Origin of the sequence: Bradyrhizobium sp. 33ap4, assembly GCF_032654765.1 — a bacterium.
Taxonomy (GTDB): Bacteria; Pseudomonadota; Alphaproteobacteria; order Rhizobiales; family Xanthobacteraceae; genus Bradyrhizobium; species Bradyrhizobium australafricanum.
In genome coordinates, this window is sequence record NZ_JAUMTJ010000013.1 from 1 (window position 1) to 20,047 (window position 20,047).

Sequence of the window (20,047 nt, forward strand, 5' to 3'; positions counted from 1 at the left end):
CTCGTGCCGCCAGAGAACTTGCCGATCCTAAGCTGGCTCGGTATCAAACCGTCAAAATCACTGTGACGAGCCACTAGGCTCGCTCAACAGCTTCTTCCCGCGAAGAATCTTCACTTAAGATAAGGCCGGAACCTAGATGGGACACGGCTCCTGACACGCCTAAGTAAATGCGAACACCAAGGCCGCGGCGCAAGCTCTCCATATGTTCAGGTTCAGTCACGACGATGGCGTCGAGTACAGCCTCATGGCGTTGGCGGCGATATCGTTCGTAGCGCTCATCGTAGGCGTCGGCGCCCTGTTTATGTGATGAGCCTGCCATCTCATGGATGATCCAACCGTCTTGGCCTCAGCGTGTACCCCCTCGCTGGGGCCATTCTTTGGGGCGCCAGCCTAACGGTGCTATCCCGCCGCCGAAAATCAAACCGGCAGCTCGATACCTCGCCGCTTGAGCAGGTCCTCGATCTCAATGGCCCGCCGGGCTTCGCGCGCTTTTTTCAGCAAATGCTCGCGCTCTGCTCCGGGGGGAAGACCTGCCGCTTTCGCCCTCGATTCCTGAGCAAGCCGGTCAAGCCGAGCGGTGAGCGACATCGTTTGTATCGTCCGTTTGCGCCGTTTCTTTACCATGACAGTTCGCCTGACATTCCAACCAGCGACCGTCAGAACACCAGCCGCACGGGCTCGCATTGTCCTGGGATAATCTAGGCGCTCGAAATTTTTTCATCCGTTAGGAACTGACGCGCCGGTGCTTTTTGAGCGAACAGGTCTCAGCTTGAATTTCGCAGCGGGTGGTCAGCCACTTTAAGACCGGGCCAGATTGGCAGGTCGCCTGCCTTCGGGATGCTTGTCGATTGTCCGCTTCGCTGCAGCGATCGCTTCTTGAGTACGTTGGTAGGTCATTGTTCTGATGGTTTGGCCGCCGGCGATCGGCGTGACTTCGACCAAGAACCCACCGCCGGGTTGCTCGATAATCACCAATCGGTGCGCTAGATATTCAAATTCGTCCGTCACGTTAGTGAACTCGTTCTGGATTTCGGAACAAGCGGGTAAGGCCTGGAATGTTCCAATAGTGAGGTGGGACTTTGGGCGCAGCCTGCTCTGCGACGGTGTCAGCGCTCTCCCGGCCACCAGGTTGAGGGCGGGTTCATTGCGGAGATCTTAGCCGTCCGCAGTACCACAAGATGGCTGCGCTTGAACGGGTAGCCGGAGCGTCGCGAGCACAGCTTGCAGCGCATATAGCGCTCCAGCTCGTGGATCGGCGTCCACTTCGGCCGCCTCACGATATCGAGCGCGACCGTCTGATGCGTCTCGCAGCCGAGGCATTTCACTTCGAGGTAGCGGAAACCGGCGTTGAGTGCATCGCCGAGCGCGGGCGACGGCTGGGCGGGCCCCTGAAAAGCGAGCATGCGGGCGTTCCATGCCCGGCAGGCCGCACCATCCGCCTCCAGCCGGGCCTCCTTGGCGCGCTCGGCCAGATGCCTGACCGTCGCTCCGAACAAGTACTCCCGAGATTTAGAGCCCATGCTGGTCACAAAAGCCGGATTCTCCTGTCGTTGCAAATTCCCAAGATATGGTCGCGCGGAACCGGTCCTGAGTACAGAAATCAGGCCGGTCAGTCGTTGTACTGGTTGCAGTCGGCGGCAGCGAGTCGATCGTTGTGCAATACGATCTGATCTCCGCCGTGGCAGCGATTTCAAGAAGACTCTGCAGCGGCCGCAACCTCGACTGCGAGCACCGCCGGTAACTGATCCGCCGAGCATCCTGCGCGTTTCAATCCGAGGCCCGCGTCATTTTCAGAAACAAATCTCCGGGCGAAACGAGCGCCCGAGTGTGTCATCACAACGGAATTGTTTGCTCGATAGACGGCACGACCCAGGATAAATTTCATGATTGTGCGGGGACTTGTTTTCGTCATCCTCACGCTTTTCCCGGCAGGCGCAATTGCCAGAAGCTGGTTTCTCAATGGCGTCGGGAGCAGCGGCATTTATCACATCTGGGAGTTCGGCGACGACGGCCTGGTGTCGAGCCTGACGCCGGCGCTGTCGCCGCCCGATGGCGTTCTTCATTTGGCGTGGCCATCCGCGATCGCGCCGGATGCGCATACAAGGCGTCTTTATGCGTCGGCCTATACGACGGGCTGGTTTCAGCGGCGGCTCTGGACGTCGACGAACGAAGGAGCCTGGATTCCGTGGGGAATCGCCTTTCAGTCGGACGCGTCCGAGCCCGGCGGGATCGGCCCGGCGCAGGTGGTGTATGAGCCTGGAGCAGCCGAGCCGTACATGATCTATTACCTCGACCGCGCGGCGAAGCAGATCAAGCTTGCGACCAGCGTTGACGGCATGACGTTCACGCGCCACGGCGCCGTGATCACGCCCTCACTGCCCGAGGAAGCGTCCGGGCTGTCGATCAGCTATGCCTGTCGGCGCGCGAACGGCGAATATGTCATCTTCTATCACGGCTACTACAACAACACGCAGAACGCCGTCGCGCTGGTTGCCACGGCAGATGGCCCGCACGGCCCGTTCACGAAGAAGACCGTCATTGCGCGGCCGGATGGTTTTGCGTCGACGCTTTCCGCCCACCGTCTCAATGCAACCGCCACCGCTGATGTCGCGGTGCCGCTGGGGATTCCCCTGCTGGTCGGTGGCGGCACGGCACGACAGGAGGCCAACGTCGCAATCAAGCAGGATGAGACCACGATCTGGTTCGAGCGGCCATTCGTGTTCGATCACGCTTCGGATCGTCTGGTTTCGGTCTCGCGAAACAAGGTGGAGCTGTCCTACGCCCAGGAGCAGCCGGACGGCAGCTGGCGCGGCGTCTTCTCGCTCTACAATCCAGATCCTGGCGTCGCTTCAGAATATACGACGGAGGGCAGCGCCCGATCCCTGACCGCGCCATGGTCGTATGCGAGAACGGGGTTTCGCTTCAAGCCATGGTATCGCGGCGGGGAGAACTCGACTGAGAACCCGACGCCGCTTCTCAGCAACGACGCGTGTTCGAGCTAGAATGGCAGGCGCATCGTGAACGCCGGCCTTGATGCTCCGGACGATGCCCCCGCTTCCGGCGTGACCGTCCACGGTTCGGCTGCGGCTGACGAGGCAGCCGCTCGGCCGACCGAGAACCATCCGCTTCAGCCCGACTATTCGTGGAGCTGAGTTCCTGGAGGCCGTTGCGCAATCGAGGGCGATCTGCAAGTTTTCAACCTTTAATCAACGGGCGATCCCTATCGCGGGCACAGGATGCGACATGTCCGCCGGCGTGAGGCCAGGACCCGGACACCGAGCGCGTGAAGACGTCCGATGCCCGAAACAGGTGAATCTCAAAAATCCAGTTCGACCGACTTGCAGCGCGCCTTCGCGCAGGCGGTCGCGCTGCATCAGCGGGGTCAGTTGGCGGCCGCAGAGAAGATCTATGAAGACTTGCTCCGACAGCAGCCGGACAACTTCGATGCGCTGCATCTGCTGGGCCTGATTTCCGCGCAGACCGGCCGCAGCGAGCGCGGCGTCGACCTGATCCGGCGCGCGATCAGGCTCAACGGCAACGTCGCGGACGCGCACAGCAACCTCGGCAACGCGCTGCGCGCGTTGCGCCGCTTCGACGAAGCGCTCGCGAGCTTCGATGTGGCGGTCGCGCTCAGGCAAAACCTCGCGCCGGCGCTCTATAATCGCGGAATCACGCTTGCGGACCTCGGGCGCCACGAGGAGGCGCTCGCAAGCTACGATCGCGTGCTCGCGCTGGTGCCCGACCATGCAGACCCCCATCGAAACAGGGGCGCCGCGCTGAGAAAGCTGCAGCGGCCGGAGGAAGCCCTGGCGAGCCTGGACAGGGCGATTGCGCTCAGGCCCAACGATGCCGGCGCACACAACGATCGTGGCAACGTGCTCAACGACCTCAAGAGGTTCGATGATGCGCTCGCGAGCTACGACCGGGCCCCGGGAATCGCCGGCGCGTGCTACAATCGCGGCAACGTGCTGGTCGAACTGGATCGTCTCGAAGAGGCCGTTGCAAGTTACGACAAGGCGATCGCCCTGCGGCCCGACTATGCCGAAGCCTACAACAACCGCGGCTCGGCGCTGTTCAGGCTCAGGCATCATGAGGCGGCGCTCGCCAGCATCGACAAGTCGATCCGGCACAAGGGCGACGATGCGGCTGCTTACGCCAACCGCGGCAAGGTTCTATCCGTTCTGGCGCGCTACCCCGAGGCACTCGCCGCCTATGACAAGGCCGTCGCGCTCAAACCGGACCAGGCCGACATCGAAGGCTATCGTCTGCACGCCAAATCCCACATTTGCGACTGGGCCGGCTTTGACGCCGAGTGCGACCGACTTGTCGAGTTGATCAGGACCCGGAACGCGACGACGCCGCCATTTCTGTTTTGTAGCCTTCCTTCATCGACCGCCGACCAACTGCTATGCGCCACGCGGTGGACCGCGAAGAATCATCCGCCGTCCGCAAGCCAGCGCTGGCGGGGCGAGCGCTACCATCACGATCGAATTCGCGTCGGCTATTTCTCGTCGGATTTCTGCAACCACGCGACATCGCTCTTGATGGCAGGGATGTTCGAGTGCCACGACCGGTCGAAATTCGAGACGGTGGCAATCTCGTGGTCGCCCAACGAGCCCTCGGAGATGCGTCGACGGCTGGAGGCGTCGTTCGATCGATTTGTCGAGGTCCGGGACATCAACGACGATGAGGTCGCCGACCTGATCAGACGATTGGAGATCGACATCCTGGTTGATCTGAAAGGCTTTACCGGGGGATCCCGCACCAGAGTCCTTGGCCGCCGGCCCGCCCCCATCCAGGTCAATTATCTGGGCTATCCGGGAACACTCGGTGCCCCGTTCATCGACTACATCATCGCCGACCGTACCGTGATCCCGGACCGCCATCGCGAATTCTACAGCGAAAAGGTGGTCGCCCTGCCCGACAACTATCAGGCCAACGACGACAAGCGCGTCATTGCCGATCGCGTGTTCACGCGCGGCGACGTCGGGCTGGCGCCGACCGGCTTCGTGTTCTGCTGCTTCAACAACAACTACAAGATCACGCCTGACATGTTCGATCGGTGGATGAGGATTCTCGGCCGCGTCGAGGGCAGCATGTTGTGGCTCCTCGAAGCCAACGCCGACTCTGCCGCAAATTTGCGAAAGGAGGCGGTCGCGCGTGGCGTCGCTGCGGAGCGCCTTGTGTTCGCGCCGCGTATTTCGTCACCCGACCATCTCGCACGCCATCGCCTCGCCGGCCTGTTCCTCGACAGCACGCCCTACAACGCCCACACCACCGCCAGCGATGCGCTATGGGCCGGCCTGCCGGTGCTGACCATTCTCGGCGACACGTTTGCCAGCCGGGTCGCGGCGAGCTTGCTCCATGCGGTCGGCCTGCCCGAGCTCATTGCGGAATCTCCGGAGGCTTATGAGCGCATGGCGGTCGATCTTGCGACCGATCCTTCGAGGCTCGCGGCGCTCAGCACCAGGCTGGCGGCCAACCGGCTGACGGCGCCGTTGTTCGATACCAAACGTTTCACCCGGCATATCGAGGCCGCCTACACCACGATGTATGCGCGTCACCGGGCGGGCATTGCGCCGGACCATATCGTCGTCCCGGCGTGATCGTTGCTGCCTGACGGCAGTTGCTCGTCAGCGGAGCGCTGAGAGCGAAGTCAATCCCTTGACGTCCGGCCGGTCGAGACAATAGATGACAAACATCATATAACGACCCGACGCCCGGGCAGGTTCGAATCCCGGCCATGCCGGTTCGCACCAGGGCGCGACAGGAGAGCCATGCGTCGAATTGTTGTGACCGGTCTGGGGACGGTGTCCCCGCTGGGCTGTGGCACCGAACTGGTGTGGTCGAGGCTGCTGGCGGGGCATTCCGGGCTTACGGCATTGCCGGAATGGGCGGCGGCGCTGCCGGCGCGCGTCGCAGGACAGGTTCCTGACAAGGCCGGGGATGCCGAGGGCGGCTTCGATCCTGACCTGGCGGCCCCGCGCAAGGACCAGAAGAAGATGGACCGGTTCATCCTGTTCGCGCTGCTCGCAGCGGCTGAAGCCGTGGCGCAAGCCGGCTGGATGCCGGCCGACGCGCAGGCGCAGCAGCGCACCGCGACCGTGATCGCATCCGGGATCGGCGGGTTTCCCGCGATCGCGGACGCCGTGCGCACGGCGGAGAAGAGCGGCCTGCGCCGGCTGTCGCCGTTCACCATTCCCTCCTTCCTGGCCAATCTCGCGGCCGGGCAGATCAGCATCCGCTACGGCTACAAGGGTCCGATCGGCGCGCCGGTGACCGCGTGCGCCGCGAGCGTGCAAGCGATCGGCGACGGCGCGCGCCTGATCAGATCAGGCGAAGCCGACATTGCGATCTGCGGCGGCGCGGAGGCCTGCATCGATCCGGTGAGCCTCGGCGGCTTTGCGGCGGCGCGGGCGCTGTCGACGTCGTTCAACGACACGCCGGCGCGGGCGTCGCGGCCGTTCGACCGCGACCGCGACGGCTTCGTGATGGGCGAAGGCGCGGGCGTCCTCGTCATCGAGGAGCTCGAACACGCGCTTCGGCGCGGCGCGAAACCGATCGCCGAGCTCATCGGCTACGGCACGACGGCGGACGCCTATCACATCACCGCTGGTCCCGAAGACGGCGACGGCGCCCGGCGCGCGATGGAGGCGGCGCTGCAGCAGGCCGGGCTGCGGCCCGGCGAGGTCCAGCATCTCAACGCGCACTCGACATCGACGCCGGTCGGCGATCTCTCCGAGTTGGAAGCGATCAAGCGCGTGTTCGGGCGCGCGGGAGGGATTGCCGTCAGCGCCACCAAGTCGGCGACCGGACATCTGCTCGGCGCCGCCGGCGGCATCGAGGCGATCTTCACCATCCTGGCGCTGCGCGATCAGGTCGCGCCGCCCACGCTCAATCTGGAGAACGCCGATTCCGCAGCTCAGGGCATTGACCTCGTCGCGAACGTCGCGCGGCCGATGGCGATCGAACACGCGATCTCGAACGGTTTTGGATTTGGCGGCGTCAACGCCAGCCTGGTGTTTCGACGGTGGTCCTGAGGCGGTCGGGCGTTGCGCGCAATGGAACGATACCGCGCGTGCCGAATTGCCTAACCGCCCGCCGCTGCGTTGCGCACGTCAATCCGTTCCCCGTCCTGCTTGCGGACGTAGAGATGACGTTCCAGCACGGATTGCATGTTCTCGAACATCGAATAGAGATCGTCGCAATAAACCGACGGATTGTCGAAACCGTTCTTGGTGGAGAAGCGGTGCGGAAGGTAGCCTCCGCCGCAGGCGTTCATGAACTTGCATTGCCGGCACTTCTCGCAAAGATTGACTGAAGCATCGCGTGCGGCTTTCCAGCGCGGCTCGGTCCTGACGTCGTCGATCGCGTGATCGAAGATGTTGAACCGCGTGTTGGTGAAACCGTCACCCGCAATGCGCAACACGTCGTGGGCCTCCACCGTGCCGTCGGTCATGACCGTGCAAAGCTCGACCGGCTTGTGGCCGACACCTTCGGTCGGCGCGTTGTTGCCGATCAGGGCCGAGACCATGTCGGAAATGATGCGGACATTCGATGTCGGCGTCGTGCGATTGGCTTCCAGCCACAAATCGAAAAGGCCGTTATAGAACGGGGCAATGGACGACGGCTTCTCGTCCACCGTCGCGTCGGGAATCATGATGTCGTAGTTGGCGATGCCGCACGCCGCGAAAAAATCCGCGTACTCCTGCGGCGCGTAGGCCGGGTTGCAAACCGCGAGGGCGATCACGCCGATGTCGCGCGATACCAGCATGCGGGCGGCGCGTTCCACGGCGGCATGGGTGCCGGTCCCTTGAAACGTCTTGCGGTGAGCGTCGTGAATATGTGCCGGCCCATCGATGCTGATCGCCACCGAAATATTGCGGGCCTCGAAGCAGTCGAGCCATTCATCGTCAATCAGGATGCCGTTGGTCGTCACCGCGATCGGGATCTCGCAGCCGGTCCGGGATGAAATGCCCTCGCAGCCCTCCGCAAAACGGTGAAAATTATCGACACCCCAAAGCAGCGGCTCACCGCCGTGCAGGATCACGGGAAAGTCGACGAGGGAGTATCTGGCGACGTGCTGTTCGAGGCGCAGCAACAGCTGTTGCAGCACCTCGGCACTCATCAGCTTGGGCTTGTCATAGACGGCCGCATCGCGAAACCAGTAGCAATAGGAGCAATCGATGTTGCACCTCGCCGCTACCTTGACCAGCAACTGCGTGATCGGCTGCTCCTGGAACGCGACGGAATTTGAAGCGTCAACCGACATGCGGATTACCGGCAAGCTGCGATCGGGCTAGATCATGATGCGTTTCCACGGAACCGCATCATGATCTCATCTGTTTGTTTGAGCATGATCTTTTCGGAAAACCGGTTTCCACTTTTCCGGATCATGCTCTAGTAGCCTCTGACGAAGCCACCTCGTCGGAACGCGCCTGCTCCGGGATAATATCCGCCGGCCCTGCGAAATGCGCCGGCGCCCGGATAGTAGCCGCCGCCCCTGCGAAAGCCGCCCGCATAGGGCCCCCTGGCAAAGGCCCCGCGCCTGAAATAAACCTGAGTTGCCTGAGGCTGGTCGGAAACCACCCCCAGCTGGAAGCCCTGTACGTCTTGAGGGCTCTGTTCTTGCAAGCTCTGTTCTTGAGGGCTCTGTTCCTGAGCGCCCTGTTCCTGAAGGCTCTGCTCGCGCACACCACTCAGCAATGCGTCGATACCCTGATGATCGCTTTCGATTGTCGCACCCGGCCCGTGCAGTTGCAGCAGGCTCGCCAAGACCGTCAGCGTGATCGCCATCGTTGAGCTCCTTTTCGCGATATCGCAATCAAACGAAATGTCGGCGCGTGCCTTACGCCGGTCGAGCAACTGAAAGTATAGCAGCGGATTTGCAGCGGAGTCTAGGTATCGCGTCTGATGCTGCGCCGATCAGTTCGCGATGGGCGAACGACCAGGGCACGCTCTCGCGCGAGCCCGTTCCGAAAGACCTCCGCAATCGTTCACGAATGTGATCGCGGCCAACGGCACCGCAATCTGAATCGGGAGCCGCAGGCATGCGCGCGAAATGGCCGCTTTTACGTGCCGAAGCGGGTCAGTTCCGGGTTTGCGGATGAGGGCTCAATGGCGCGCCAATCGGAACGAAACTGCGAACTCTTATGTGATTGAAATTGCAATGCGACCTTTAACAATACCCGATTGAGGCGTGCGTCCGCACTCACAATTCCCCGAGCCCATTGGAGCGCGATGACTTTTCTTCGAATCGTCATCCCGCTCTGGCCCTTTGATTTGACACGATCTTTTCGGACAACCGCTACACGCTTTTCCGGATCATGCTCTAGTGACCGGCGGAGCGTCGGTTCATTTCCTCAAGGGGCTCGCGCAGGGCATCGAACTGGGTACCGAAACCTTTCCAGTCTCCCGCCTTCAATCGCTCCATCGCCTGATTGTAGTGATCGAGCGCCTGCTGCGCCGGGCTCGCCGTCCCGCCTGCAGGGGACACCGTTTCCGTTGCGTTTGAAACCGCCGGCACCGCACCGGGCTCCGCGAACAACGCGGCCAGGGCGTCAGCGAGCGTCTCCTTCATCACGACGTGCTCACCGTAGGCCGCGATCACGCGTTTCAGCTCCGGCAGGTGTCCAAGCTCGGCGCGCAAATAGAGCGGCGAGACATAAAGGATCGAGTTCTCGATCGGGATCACCAGCAGGTTCGCACCGCGTATCACCCGCGAGCCCATCTGATTCCACAGCGTGAGTTGTTGCGAGATCTCGGTATTCTGATTGATCCGTGCCTCGATCTGAAACGGCCCGTAGACAAGCTTGTCCTTGGGGAACTCGTAGACAATCAGCTTGCCGTAGTCGGGGGCGTCGCAACGCGCCGCGAGCCACGCGATCATATTGTCGCGACGGCTCGGTACCATGGGAAGCATCAGGAAGAACTCGGCCTGCGGCTCGCCGGGCAGCCGCATGATGATGTAATAGGGGGTCATCACCGAAGTGCCGTCGCCGCCCGGCTGTCGCGGAAACTGCCAGAAGTCCTCGCGGTTGTAGAATATTTCGGCCTGCTCCATGTGGTAGGTCTGATACAGCCGCGCCTGGATCAGGAACAGATTCTCCGGATAGCGGATATGCTTCTGCAAATCCGCCGGCATGGCCATGAACGGCTTGAACAGGTCCGGGAAGATGCGCTGGTAGGTCGCTGCAATGGGGTCGCTTGGGTCGATCAGGTAAAAATCGACCGTCCCGTTATAGGCATCGACGACAACTTTCACCGAATTCCTGATGTAGTTGAGATCGAGCTCCGGCACGGGCTGCGCTGAGGGGAAATAGGAGCTCGTGGTGTAGGCATCCTGCATCCAGAACAGCCGACCGTTGCTGACGACCAGATAGGGATCATGATCGAGCCTGAGGAATGGGGCGATCGTGCGCACCCGTTCCGTAATGTTGCGCCGGATCATGATCCGGCTGTCGGCCGTGATATAGCTTGAGAGGACCAGATTCGCGTCGTTGAAGTAGTAGGCGAACAGCGTTCTCCATCCCAATGCTCCGATCGGCACACCGCCGCTGCCGTCATAAGCCGCATAGACGTTGTCCTTCCCCTTCGGATAATCGAACTCCGGGATGCTGGCCTTGACGATGACGTAGTCGTCGCTCTCTTCGCCGAAATAGATGCGCGGTTCGTCGATCCTGGGGCCACCGTCGGCAACGGGCGGAATATCGCGCAAATAGAAGAACGGCAGTCCTTCCGTGTTCTTGCGGGTGACCGGGCTCATCACTGCGCCGTTGCCGTGCGTAAACAGCACGTGGCGGTTGACCCAGGTCTGGGCGTTCGCCGGCAGCAGGGAGGCCCGGAGTTCGCGGGCCGAGAGCATCACGCTCTGGTAGGAGCCGTCGAGCCAATAGCGATCGACGTCAAGATCGTGGAATTTGTAATAGGTACGGATCTCCTGCAGCTGCGCGTAGGTATTCGACAGCGGCAGCCAGTCCCACAGCCGGATGTTGTCGATGGTCGCCTTGTTCGCTTCCAGCGTCTTGAAGGTCAGCCTCTGTTCAGCGGCAAACGGCCTGGTTGCGATCCGGTCGAGATTGTAGGCCTGCCTGGTGAGCGCAATGTTGCGTTCGATGTAGGGCTTCTCCAGCTCCAACTCCGTCGGCTTGACGACGAAGTGCCGGAAAAGCGAAGGGACGAGGCTCGACAGCATGACAGAGCCGACGCCGACGAGGATGAACGCGGCGGCAAGAAGCCGGTAGGTGCACGCCCGCAAATTGGCCCATGCGATGAGCGCCGCGATGATCGAAAGCCCGATCATCAACCACAGAGCCGGCAGCCCCAGATGGACATCGGTGTAGCTCGCCCCGACCACGACACCATTGTCGCCGTAGAGCAGCAGATAGCGGTCGAGCCCATAGGACCAGGCTTTCACCGCGAACAGAAGGCCAATCAGCGCCGAGCCATGCGCGATCACGGTCGGCGAAATTGAACGGTTGTGAACATCGTATTCGATGTCGCCGCGCACCCAGTAGATCGCTCCGGCAAACAGCGCGCCCAGGATAATTGTCAACAGCATCCAGTTCTTGATCGCGATATAGGCGGGTAGCGAAAAGAGATAGAACCCGATGTCCTTGTTGTAGAGCGGATCCTGCGCACCGTAGGGCACGTGGTAGAGAAACTGCAGGAAGATGTTCCAATTGCCGACTTCGCCTGCGGCAACCAGCACGGCGAGCACGCCCGCACCGAGCGCGACAAACCGCGGCCGGGCTAATTGGTCGCGCAGCTCTACGAACGGATCGGGCGGCGCCGTAAAACCGGCGACCTTCCCCGGGGCGACTCGGTTCTGTAGCGGCTGCTGCATGGCAAACAGCACCGCCAGGACTCCGTTCAGCGAGAGGACGACGGTGGTCACCGCGAAGACGGAGAGAAAGACGATCGCCTTGGCGCCGATCGCCGTCAGGAAAACCTGTAGGTAGCCGATCGATGAAAACCACAGCCAATCGACCAGGAAGTCGCTCGCGAACGAGAGCAGGATCAGGCAAATCGTGATGACGATGGCCGCAACGATCAGCCTGACCACGCCACTTTGCCGTGGTCCTTTCCGGCCGGGTCCGGTAATCCCGATCGTCATGGCTTCATCATAGCGGAAACGAGGGACGCCCGCCGCTTGTTTCGTGGTGGGGATTGCCCGCCAAGGCGCGATGAGGGCTCGAAGCTGCGTCACCGGGACGCAAATGAGCACAAGGCGGCAACTGCTCAGGCGGCCGGCGTGATCAATCAGTCGTCGAGCAGGAAAGCTCCCGGCGAATGGAGCCGTATCGTAAAATGTCGTGGAATAGCGAACATTTGGCGCTCCCTAGGGATGGGGCAGAAATGAGTGATTTCAGTGGGTTAAAGAAAAGTTTGGGCAGCAACTGCCTTATTGCTTTTCAAAGCGCTTCAGAACGGCTGCCCAAACGTACCCTATGAAAGCCGCGCCTCGCCGCCAATGCCGCAAACTCAACGGCGACGGCAGTTGAGCACCTCGCCGCGCCTCATGGCGTCCAGGCGCCGTTGTTACGACTGCAAATCACTTCAAGCGGAAAACTTCACTCATCCAATTTCTTGCTCAGTTCAGCATCGAGCTTGTTCCGGTCGACAGACTGAAAGAACGTGATGGGTCTGCATTTTCCTTCGAAATCCGCGAGGACGACGGCTGTCCACGGACTCGTGGTCTCGCCCGAACCGTCGCGGGTGTCCGGCATGACCTTGCGAGCAGCGATCACATACCAAGCGCGACCAGCCGTTGCCGCCTTCGCAGCCGCAGCGAACTCATCCAATATTCCACGCAGATTTTTGCGCATTTCTTCTTCAGTGTCACCGCGGAGGTATTTTCGAGCCGACTTTCCCGCCTCCCCGTACTCATGATGAATGTTCAACTGCAGTCGGGCATCGTCCACTTCGATCTTGGTCACCCGTGCCACCGCTCCGCCTTCGCGAAGATAGTCTCGCACCCGGACGTCGCAGGCAAAAAATCTGTCCGTGGGAGCGGCGCTGGCAGCAGGGGAGACCGCGGCAAGAGCCCGGGTGCTCCTTTTTCTAGAAGCAGCATCCGCAGGCATCGCGGCGATGGCGGCGCTGATGAGCGCCACGGCAAGCACGACTGGAAGAGGGGCATTCATGGGTGCGCTGCCAATACGGACTTTTTAAAACGCGCTGGCCGCAGCGTTGGTTCCGCGGCGCGGCCGGTCGGAGCAGTGCTGAGGGCCCGGAGAAGCGGGCGGCGGCGCCTCGGGAACTTTTTCCTCAATACAGGCTTATTCAATATTGTTCGGGACCTTACGGGGGCGGCTTTTCGACCGTCGGCAGGTCATGGACTCGATTCTCATCAAGATCTTCGCCACGGCGCTTGCCTTCAGCCAGGTCACTACCCGGCCGGATGGGGTCAAGACGGAGTTCGATGCGGTGCGCGACCGCGTCGAGGTGGCGCAGCTTTTGAGTGCCGGCTGCGTCCACATGCGCAAGGCTTTCGACATCGAGGACATCAACCTGGACGATCTGATTGCCACTGCCATGGATGACAAGGAAGCGTTGAGCAGCGAGATCAGGGCACTCAAAGGACTGAATCTGGCCGACCTCCACGTAGCCTACAGGCAGTTCTGCAAGGTCGAAAAAGTTGAAGGCTCTCCGGTCGATCTCGGTCAGGTCATCGCTTTCTACAACAGCGCGGTCAAGGATCTGCCCGACGCCGTGCAGCTTAAAGACCTCAGGCTTCCTGTCACCAGCGTCATCCTCGACAACAAGAGCCAGCGCCTTGCCGAGATTTACGCGCCGAACAATCGCCGCATCTGGGTCAAGCTTGCGGATATCCCAGAAGCGGTGCGCAACGCTTTCATCGCCGCCGAGGACAAGCGCTTCTTCCAACACACCGGCATTGACGAGCGCGGACTGGTCCGCGCCTTCATCGGCAACTTCACGCAGCCGGGCCGGCCGCAGGGCGGCTCGACCATTACGCAGCAGGTCGCGAAGAACCTGCTGGTGGGCAACGACATCACCTACGAAAGAAAACTGCGCGAAATGATCGTTGCTTCGCGCATCGAGCGCGCCCTGACCAAGGCAGAGATCCTCGAGCTCTATCTCAACTCGATTTATCTCGGTCGCGGAGCCTGGGGCATCGAGATGGCGGCGCGCAGCTATTTCGGCAAACCAGCCAAGGCGCTCTCCGCAGTCGAGGGCGCCCTGCTCGCCGGGCTCGCCAAGGGACCGAATTACTTCAATCCCGACCACCACCCTGAGCGCGCGCGCGAGCGCCTTGCCTATGTGCTGAGCCGCATGCAGGACGACGCCATGATCGACGCCGCCGCGGCGCAAGTAGTATTGCCGCAGTTCGTGGAGTACCGGCCGACGCGACGGGACTTCGGCTTTCACTTCGTCGATCACATCGGCCGCGAGGCAAAGATGGTCGCGGGCCTCGATACTCTCACCAATTCCTCCTACACGGTGCGCTCGACCGTCAACTCGGCCTTGCAGCGCGTAGTCGAAGCGACATTGCAGGAGGGCCTCGCGCGGTACGAGCTGAACACCGGTCGTTACAAATTTGAGGGACCCGAAGCGAATATTTCCGATGCTGTCCGTCTGATTGCGGCAGACCCGAGGGCCACCGAACCGGCTTGGCGCGTGGCGTTGAAGACGACGCGGCTACCTCTCTATGACGTTCACTGGGAAGCGGCGGTCATCCTGGAGAATACGCGTGGCAAGCGCGGCCATGCGATCAACGTCGGTCTGACTGACGGAAGCATCCTGCCGCTGAACACCTGGAGCAACGCGATCCGGCGCGGTCTCAAGCCGTACGACGTGGTCTACGTACAGGTGCGCGAAGCCAAGGGTAAGCAAGCGGCGCTTGCCGATCTGCGCATTCGACCGACCGTGCAGGGAGCGGCGCTCGTACTCGGGAACGAAAGCGGCCGCATTCTCGCGATGGCGGGCGGCTTTTCGTATCCGGCAAGCCAGCTCAACCGCGTCGTCCAGAGCCTGCGGCAGCCCGGCTCCACCTTGAAGCCGCTGACCTACCTCGCCGCCCTTCGCAAGGGATTGCAGCCCAACACGCTGGTGATGGACGAACCCATTACGCTGGCGCCGATCGGGGCGACGGTTCACGCGCGCCAGCGCGATTTCTGGTCGCCGAAGAACTACGACGGCGGCGCTATGGGCCCCATTACACTGCGGCATGCGCTGGAAAACTCTCGGAATCTTGCCACCGTGCAACTGCTCGCGACCGGTCTCGACGACAGCGCCGAGCGAGGCCTCGACCGGGTCTGTGATGTCGCGATGGAAGCGCAACTCTACAAAGAATGCACGCGCCACTATCCGTTCGTGCTCGGTGCCCAAGCAGTGCGGCTCATCGATCTTGCGGCGTTCTATGCAGCGATCGCCAACGAAGGCGCACGACCCCAGCCCCATGCGATCGAAACGATCGAACAGGACGGTCGCCCAGTCTACCAGCACGATCCGCATGCGGTCTCCTGGATCGGCCCCGCCGACCGCGCATCGTTTTACCAGCTGAAGTCAATGCTGCAGGGCGTGCTCGCGCGCGGAACCGCGCGCGTGGTAAAACATCTCTCGCCCTATGTCGGCGGCAAGACTGGTACCACTGATAATTCGGCAGATGCCTGGTTCGTCGGTTTCACAAATGACGTCACCATCGCCATCTGGGTCGGCTACGACAACGGCGACGGCGGGCGCCGCACGCTTGGGCCCGGCCAGACCGGAGCGAAAGTAGCGCTGCCGATGTTCGAGCCGATCGTGCAGGCAGCCTGGGAGCTGCACGCTCCGAGGACGGTGTTGAACGGCCCTTCGCGCGAAGCCATGCATCAGCTCGTTGCTCTGTCGATCGATCCTTATACGGGCGATCCGGCATCGGCCGGCTCCGGGCGCGCTTTCACCGAGTACTTGAAGAGGGATCCATCGGGCAGAATCAATGATTCGCGATTTCGGATTGTCTCGCGTGCAGAACGCTACGCCTATCGTGGCGGTCAGGACGAAAACGACGGGCCATTCCAGCAGTGGTCCCACGATAACCGCCTTTACGGCGATAACCGGCCGCCATTTCCATTCCCGACCTGGCGTCTTGGTCCGCGCGAATATCCCTCCTCGCGCGGATATCCCGATGACGAGGACCGCCTCCCGCGACCGCCGCTTCGAGTCGATCCCGATTATTTCTGGCGGCGGCTGAATTGAGCATTGACGCCATGAGACTCTACCGTGCCGCTGCCCTCATCGCCGCCTGCGTGGCCGCCTGCACGGGCGCGGAAGCGCAGGAATTCCAGTTGGAGGACGTGCCCGGAGCCGCCAGCGTTCCGATCACGCAGATCAAACCGCTCACGGTCATCTTCGCCGACCAACGCAACGACAAGCTCGCCGATTCCTCGACCGGGCTCATTCCTTTCGACGATTGGGCCCGCTCACGTCCGGTTCAGCGGCGCTTCCTCTCGCTCTTCCCGACCTTCGTTGAGCCCACGCTCAACCAACAAGCGAAGCTAAAGCTCTCGGTCTACCAGGCGGAGGCGCGGTTTCGACTTCCAAGATCGGCAGCGGCAATGGATCTGTCGCGGTATGCGAGTGTCGCGTTCCTCGAGCAGATCGATCCGGCAGTCAAGCACCGGCCGATCACGACGGGCGATGCTGTTCCCAACAAGGACGCGGGCGCCGCGCACAACCGTCCGCCGAATCGCCGCTGGTGCGAGGACGCGAAGGCGATCTGCGTGCAGTCCCGCTACATGTTCGAAGGGAAAATTCCGTCGGGCATTCAGCTTGCCAACAAGCTGCGCGAGGAGAGCAAAAAGCCCATTCCGGATTTCATCGAGTTCCAGAGTGAGATCATGTTGGTCACGCAGCCGCTCCTTGCCGAGCTGCCGAGCCTGACAGGGCTCGATTCCACAGTCACCAGCGCGCTCGAGCAGAACATCTTTTGGGTCAACCAGGTCATCCAGTTCGGCAAGCTGCTCGCGGTTCTGCAACAGCATCCGACCGAGCGGGAAGCCGCCATCGCAACGGTCTATATCCTGATTGCGGTCAGGAACGACGTGCTGAACAAGCAAAGGGAATACAGCAATACACCCATTCTGCGGAACCTCGTGCCCGCGCAACTGCTGATGGGCAAGAGCTCCTTCAACAGCGGCGATTCGCTGAGCGCCGGCCTGCCGAAATACGCCAGAAGCCGCATCAAGGCGATCGCCGACATGATGGAGCGGGAATGAGCAAATCGTGTGTGGCGACGAATGGACGCCGGTAGATGGACAAATCGCGTTGCAGTCGACAGGCGTCTAAGAAACCCCGAAGAACTGGCAAACAGTCACCGAGCCGGGGTAAGACTGCTGCCCACCACCGCTTGCAAGATCAGTCGATCGACGGGTTGACACTCCCGATCGGGACTCACATCGCAAAATGTCGTGGAATATCGCGTATTTGGCGCTCCCTAGGGAACTGAAACAAGATAGCGAATTCAATGACTTACGAAATTGCTTGGGTAAGACACGCCTCATTGTTTTTCAAGGCGTTTCAAAATGACCGCCCAAACTGGAGAATGAGAGTCGTAAGATCCCAGCTTACTTTTCCATAACTGTCGAATGGGTGAACTTCAAATATGGGAGCGAAACTCGAGCAGGTGGTCTTCCGATAGAGCCGCGGATTGGACAGTCAGCTTGAATACAGGAAGATCAATCCCCTCCCGGCAAGCTGTCTCCTGTGTTCCGATGGTGTTTGCTGCAAAATCTGCCCGCGTCGGAACGAACGATCGGTAGGCCCCAATCTTTCGGGGTAGGTCGGGACCGTTCCCCCGAAGATCCGTTTTTACAATCTTTCGAACCGGACCGGCCGCATGATCAGTTGCATCGTCGGCGTAGTGGTCGCGCCAACTAGATCATGTTCATTGGTCCCCTGATAAGTGCGGCTAAAGCCGTCGCGCTCAACGGCGACATCATCGAAATGATAAGTATTGTGGCAGCCACGGGGCGTGCCCTTGGGCGGATAGTCGCACTGAGTCCAATTCCGGCCGACGTAGTCCTCCATGCGTTTCTGCTCATCCGGGGTGCGGAAGGACGTGCAAGGGATCTCATACTCGGGGTGAGACGGATTCTCCTTATAGCTGAATGTGTTGTCATCGTTCCGGACGACGCTTTTGACACAATCGGCCCATGGACCGGCGATGCGAAGGTCAAAGCCGAGGACGTCCGATACGTGAGACTTGGCGTTCTGGCTCATTAGCCGATCGGCAATCGACCCAACGACGCGATGGCCCTGATATCCCCATGCCGAAACGGCGTTCGAGTAGAGCGAGAAAAGGCAGTTGAGGAGAATTGCAGCGCGAAACATATGGCGCCCTCGAAATGAAATAATGAAAACCTCAACCAGCTCGCATAGGTTGAGCTTGTCAATGCTCAACCTATGCGTACAATCGAAATTTTCCGAAGCCTGCGAGGACGCAATGATAGGCCACGAATTAGACGGTATCGATTACAAGATAGTCGACTGCGCGCCATCGTTGGTCCGAATCCGCTTCGACGGGAGGTCGCATTCCTTATTATTTGTTGTAACGTTTTGGGTGACCATTCCAGCTGGACTCTGGATTGCCGAGCCTTCAGTCTCGCGGATGAGATCCGGCGAATACAGCCAACCGTCAGCGAGACGTACGAATTCCTTCACCAGAACCCTGAGCTTGGCAAGCAAGAAATCAAAGCACATGAGTTCATCGAAACACGCCTTCGAAAGATCGGCTTCGACACGTTCGAACCTTCGATGAGCGCACCAACGGCAGTTATCGCGATTCTGGATACGGGCCGTCCAGGCCCTATGATCGCGCTTCGTGCCGAGATGGACGCCCGGCCGCTCGAGGCAGGAGTGGATGAACCGGTCGATCACCAGCCTCGGTCGACGATTCCAGCACCAATGCACAACTGCGGGCACGACGCGCACGCAGCCATCTTACTTGGCACGGCGGAGCTGCTGTTTTCGAAGAAGGACAAGGTCAGCGGCAAGATCATTTTTCTCTTTCAACCCGCCGAGGAGACGCCGGGCGGCGCGGACGACATTGTACGCGATGGTATTCTCCCTAGGTTGGGCGTGCAGCGGATTTTTGCGGCCCATTCTGCTCCGGGATTGGCGGTCGGCACAATCTCGCTGGCGCCGGGCCCTTCGCTTGCGGGCAGCAACTATTTCAACGTCAAGCTCACGGGTCGTGGCTCGCATGCTGCGGTCCCCTACGAGGGCGACGATGTATTGTTGCTCGCGACCCACTTGGTCCAGCAGCTCTCTCTCCTGCCGGCCCGCCGGGTTGATATTGCAAATCGGCCTTTGGTCGTCAGCGTTACGAAGTTTGTGGCTGACGGCTGTGCCTCGAACGCGCTTCCGACCACGGCAGAGATTCATGGCACAGTCAGAGCATTCGAGGACCCGGTTTCTGAAACAACGGGCCTCTCGCTCGAACAGATGTTGCATGACGAAGTCACGCGGTTTGCGGCCGCCAATCGGATTTCCGCCGATTGGACCTTCCACGTCGGCTCGCCGCCGACGGTAAACGATCTCGCCCTTTCCGCTGACATCATACCGAAGCTGGCACCGAGCAGCATCCCATTCGAGCAACAGCTCGGATGACAAATCCTGATGCCGAGCAACGCGCATGACCCCAGGAAGGTGACGAAACAAGCTCCGCTATCCGCGCTCGTGAGAGTCCAACAGCCAAACTGAAAACCGGAGACCCAGAGACGAATGTCGTCACCCGACACGACCGTACGTATGCCGGAGCACGGAAATTCGCGCTAGCTACCGCCAGCGAATAAGTCTCATTCCCAACGAGAATGCACGTCCGTGGGCAGACACGGGCCTTCTATCAAAACGCCATCCGCGGAAGCTGGAGGTGACCGGCGGCACCGGTGCGGGCACGGCCGTCGTTCCCAATTGCCGTTCAGTCGGCAGCCAAGTCAATCTAAGTCATCCGAGAACCAACGCATGCTAGATTCGGTGGAAAAGCTGGTGCACCTGCTCGCAGTCATCGGCCGAGACTTGGGAATCGCGCTAAGCCAGATTGCAT

The 20,047-nt window shown here is 61.0% G+C and carries 14 protein-coding genes; 6 read left to right on the forward strand and 8 right to left on the reverse strand.

The genetic code is table 11. The features are described 5' to 3' along the window. Positions 1-417 precede the first annotated feature (417 nt). From Q2M23_RS11900 to Q2M23_RS11910, 3 genes are all read right to left on the reverse strand, one after another. Entirely contained in the window at positions 418-588 is a 171-nt protein-coding gene (locus Q2M23_RS11900) for a hypothetical protein (RefSeq protein WP_316395688.1), read from the reverse strand. Positions 589-798: 210 nt separating this feature from the next. After that, positions 799-1,008 carry a hypothetical protein gene (locus tag Q2M23_RS11905; protein WP_141340037.1) on the reverse strand — a complete coding sequence of 70 codons (210 nt, stop codon included), beginning with the start codon at positions 1,006-1,008 and terminating at the stop codon, positions 799-801. Between the two features lie 98 nt (positions 1,009-1,106). After that, the gene (locus Q2M23_RS11910) at positions 1,107-1,520 is read right to left on the reverse strand and encodes a hypothetical protein (protein ID WP_316395770.1); all 414 of its coding nucleotides are present in this window, start codon (positions 1,518-1,520) and stop codon (positions 1,107-1,109) included. A gap of 363 nt (positions 1,521-1,883) precedes the next feature. On the opposite strand from Q2M23_RS11910, the gene Q2M23_RS11915 reads away from it, so the two are divergent. The 3 genes from Q2M23_RS11915 (at position 1,884) to fabF (ending at position 7,040) form a co-directional block, all read left to right on the forward strand. Next, positions 1,884-3,002, forward strand: a complete 1,119-nt coding sequence (locus Q2M23_RS11915) for a hypothetical protein (protein WP_316395689.1) — start codon at positions 1,884-1,886, stop codon at positions 3,000-3,002. A 294-nt stretch (positions 3,003-3,296) separates the two neighbouring features. Next, the gene (locus Q2M23_RS11920; RefSeq protein ID WP_316395690.1) at positions 3,297-5,606 is read left to right on the forward strand and encodes a tetratricopeptide repeat protein; all 2,310 of its coding nucleotides are present in this window, start codon (positions 3,297-3,299) and stop codon (positions 5,604-5,606) included. A gap of 171 nt (positions 5,607-5,777) precedes the next feature. Further along, positions 5,778-7,040, forward strand: coding sequence for a beta-ketoacyl-ACP synthase II (fabF, locus tag Q2M23_RS11925; RefSeq protein WP_316395692.1), 1,263 nt, complete (start codon positions 5,778-5,780; stop codon positions 7,038-7,040). A gap of 50 nt (positions 7,041-7,090) precedes the next feature. Here fabF and Q2M23_RS11930 read toward each other — a convergent pair whose 3' ends face one another. The 4 genes from Q2M23_RS11930 to Q2M23_RS11945 form a co-directional block, all read right to left on the reverse strand. Then, the gene (locus Q2M23_RS11930; RefSeq protein ID WP_316395693.1) at positions 7,091-8,272 is read right to left on the reverse strand and encodes a radical SAM protein; all 1,182 of its coding nucleotides are present in this window, start codon (positions 8,270-8,272) and stop codon (positions 7,091-7,093) included. A 128-nt stretch (positions 8,273-8,400) separates the two neighbouring features. Beyond that, complete coding sequence (locus Q2M23_RS11935; RefSeq protein ID WP_229189152.1) at positions 8,401-8,796, reverse strand: hypothetical protein; 396 nt, start codon at positions 8,794-8,796, stop codon at positions 8,401-8,403. Between the two features lie 535 nt (positions 8,797-9,331). Next, on the reverse strand, positions 9,332-12,115 hold the full coding sequence (locus Q2M23_RS11940) for a UPF0182 family protein (protein ID WP_316395694.1): 2,784 nt from the start codon (positions 12,113-12,115) through the stop codon (positions 9,332-9,334). Between the two features lie 457 nt (positions 12,116-12,572). Further along, on the reverse strand, positions 12,573-13,145 hold the full coding sequence (locus tag Q2M23_RS11945) for a hypothetical protein (protein ID WP_028343337.1): 573 nt from the start codon (positions 13,143-13,145) through the stop codon (positions 12,573-12,575). Between the two features lie 190 nt (positions 13,146-13,335). Here Q2M23_RS11945 and Q2M23_RS11950 point away from each other — a divergent pair, with 190 nt between their 5' ends. Continuing rightward, entirely contained in the window at positions 13,336-16,200 is a 2,865-nt protein-coding gene (locus Q2M23_RS11950; RefSeq protein ID WP_316395695.1) for a penicillin-binding protein 1A, read from the forward strand. Beyond that, positions 16,197-17,219: a hypothetical protein gene (locus Q2M23_RS11955; protein WP_316395696.1), complete on the forward strand. Its 1,023-nt coding sequence runs from the start codon at positions 16,197-16,199 to the stop codon at positions 17,217-17,219. The genes Q2M23_RS11950 and Q2M23_RS11955 overlap by 4 nt, the downstream gene beginning before the upstream one ends. Positions 17,220-17,811: 592 nt before the next feature. Here the strand turns inward: Q2M23_RS11955 and Q2M23_RS11960 are convergent. After that, the gene (locus Q2M23_RS11960) at positions 17,812-18,402 is read right to left on the reverse strand and encodes a S1/P1 nuclease (protein ID WP_316395697.1); all 591 of its coding nucleotides are present in this window, start codon (positions 18,400-18,402) and stop codon (positions 17,812-17,814) included. A gap of 156 nt (positions 18,403-18,558) precedes the next feature. Between Q2M23_RS11960 and Q2M23_RS11965 the strand changes: the two genes are divergently transcribed. Continuing rightward, positions 18,559-19,611 (forward strand): amidohydrolase, encoded by a 1,053-nt coding sequence (locus Q2M23_RS11965; RefSeq protein WP_316395698.1) that lies wholly within the window; start codon positions 18,559-18,561, stop codon positions 19,609-19,611. Positions 19,612-20,047 lie beyond the last annotated feature (436 nt).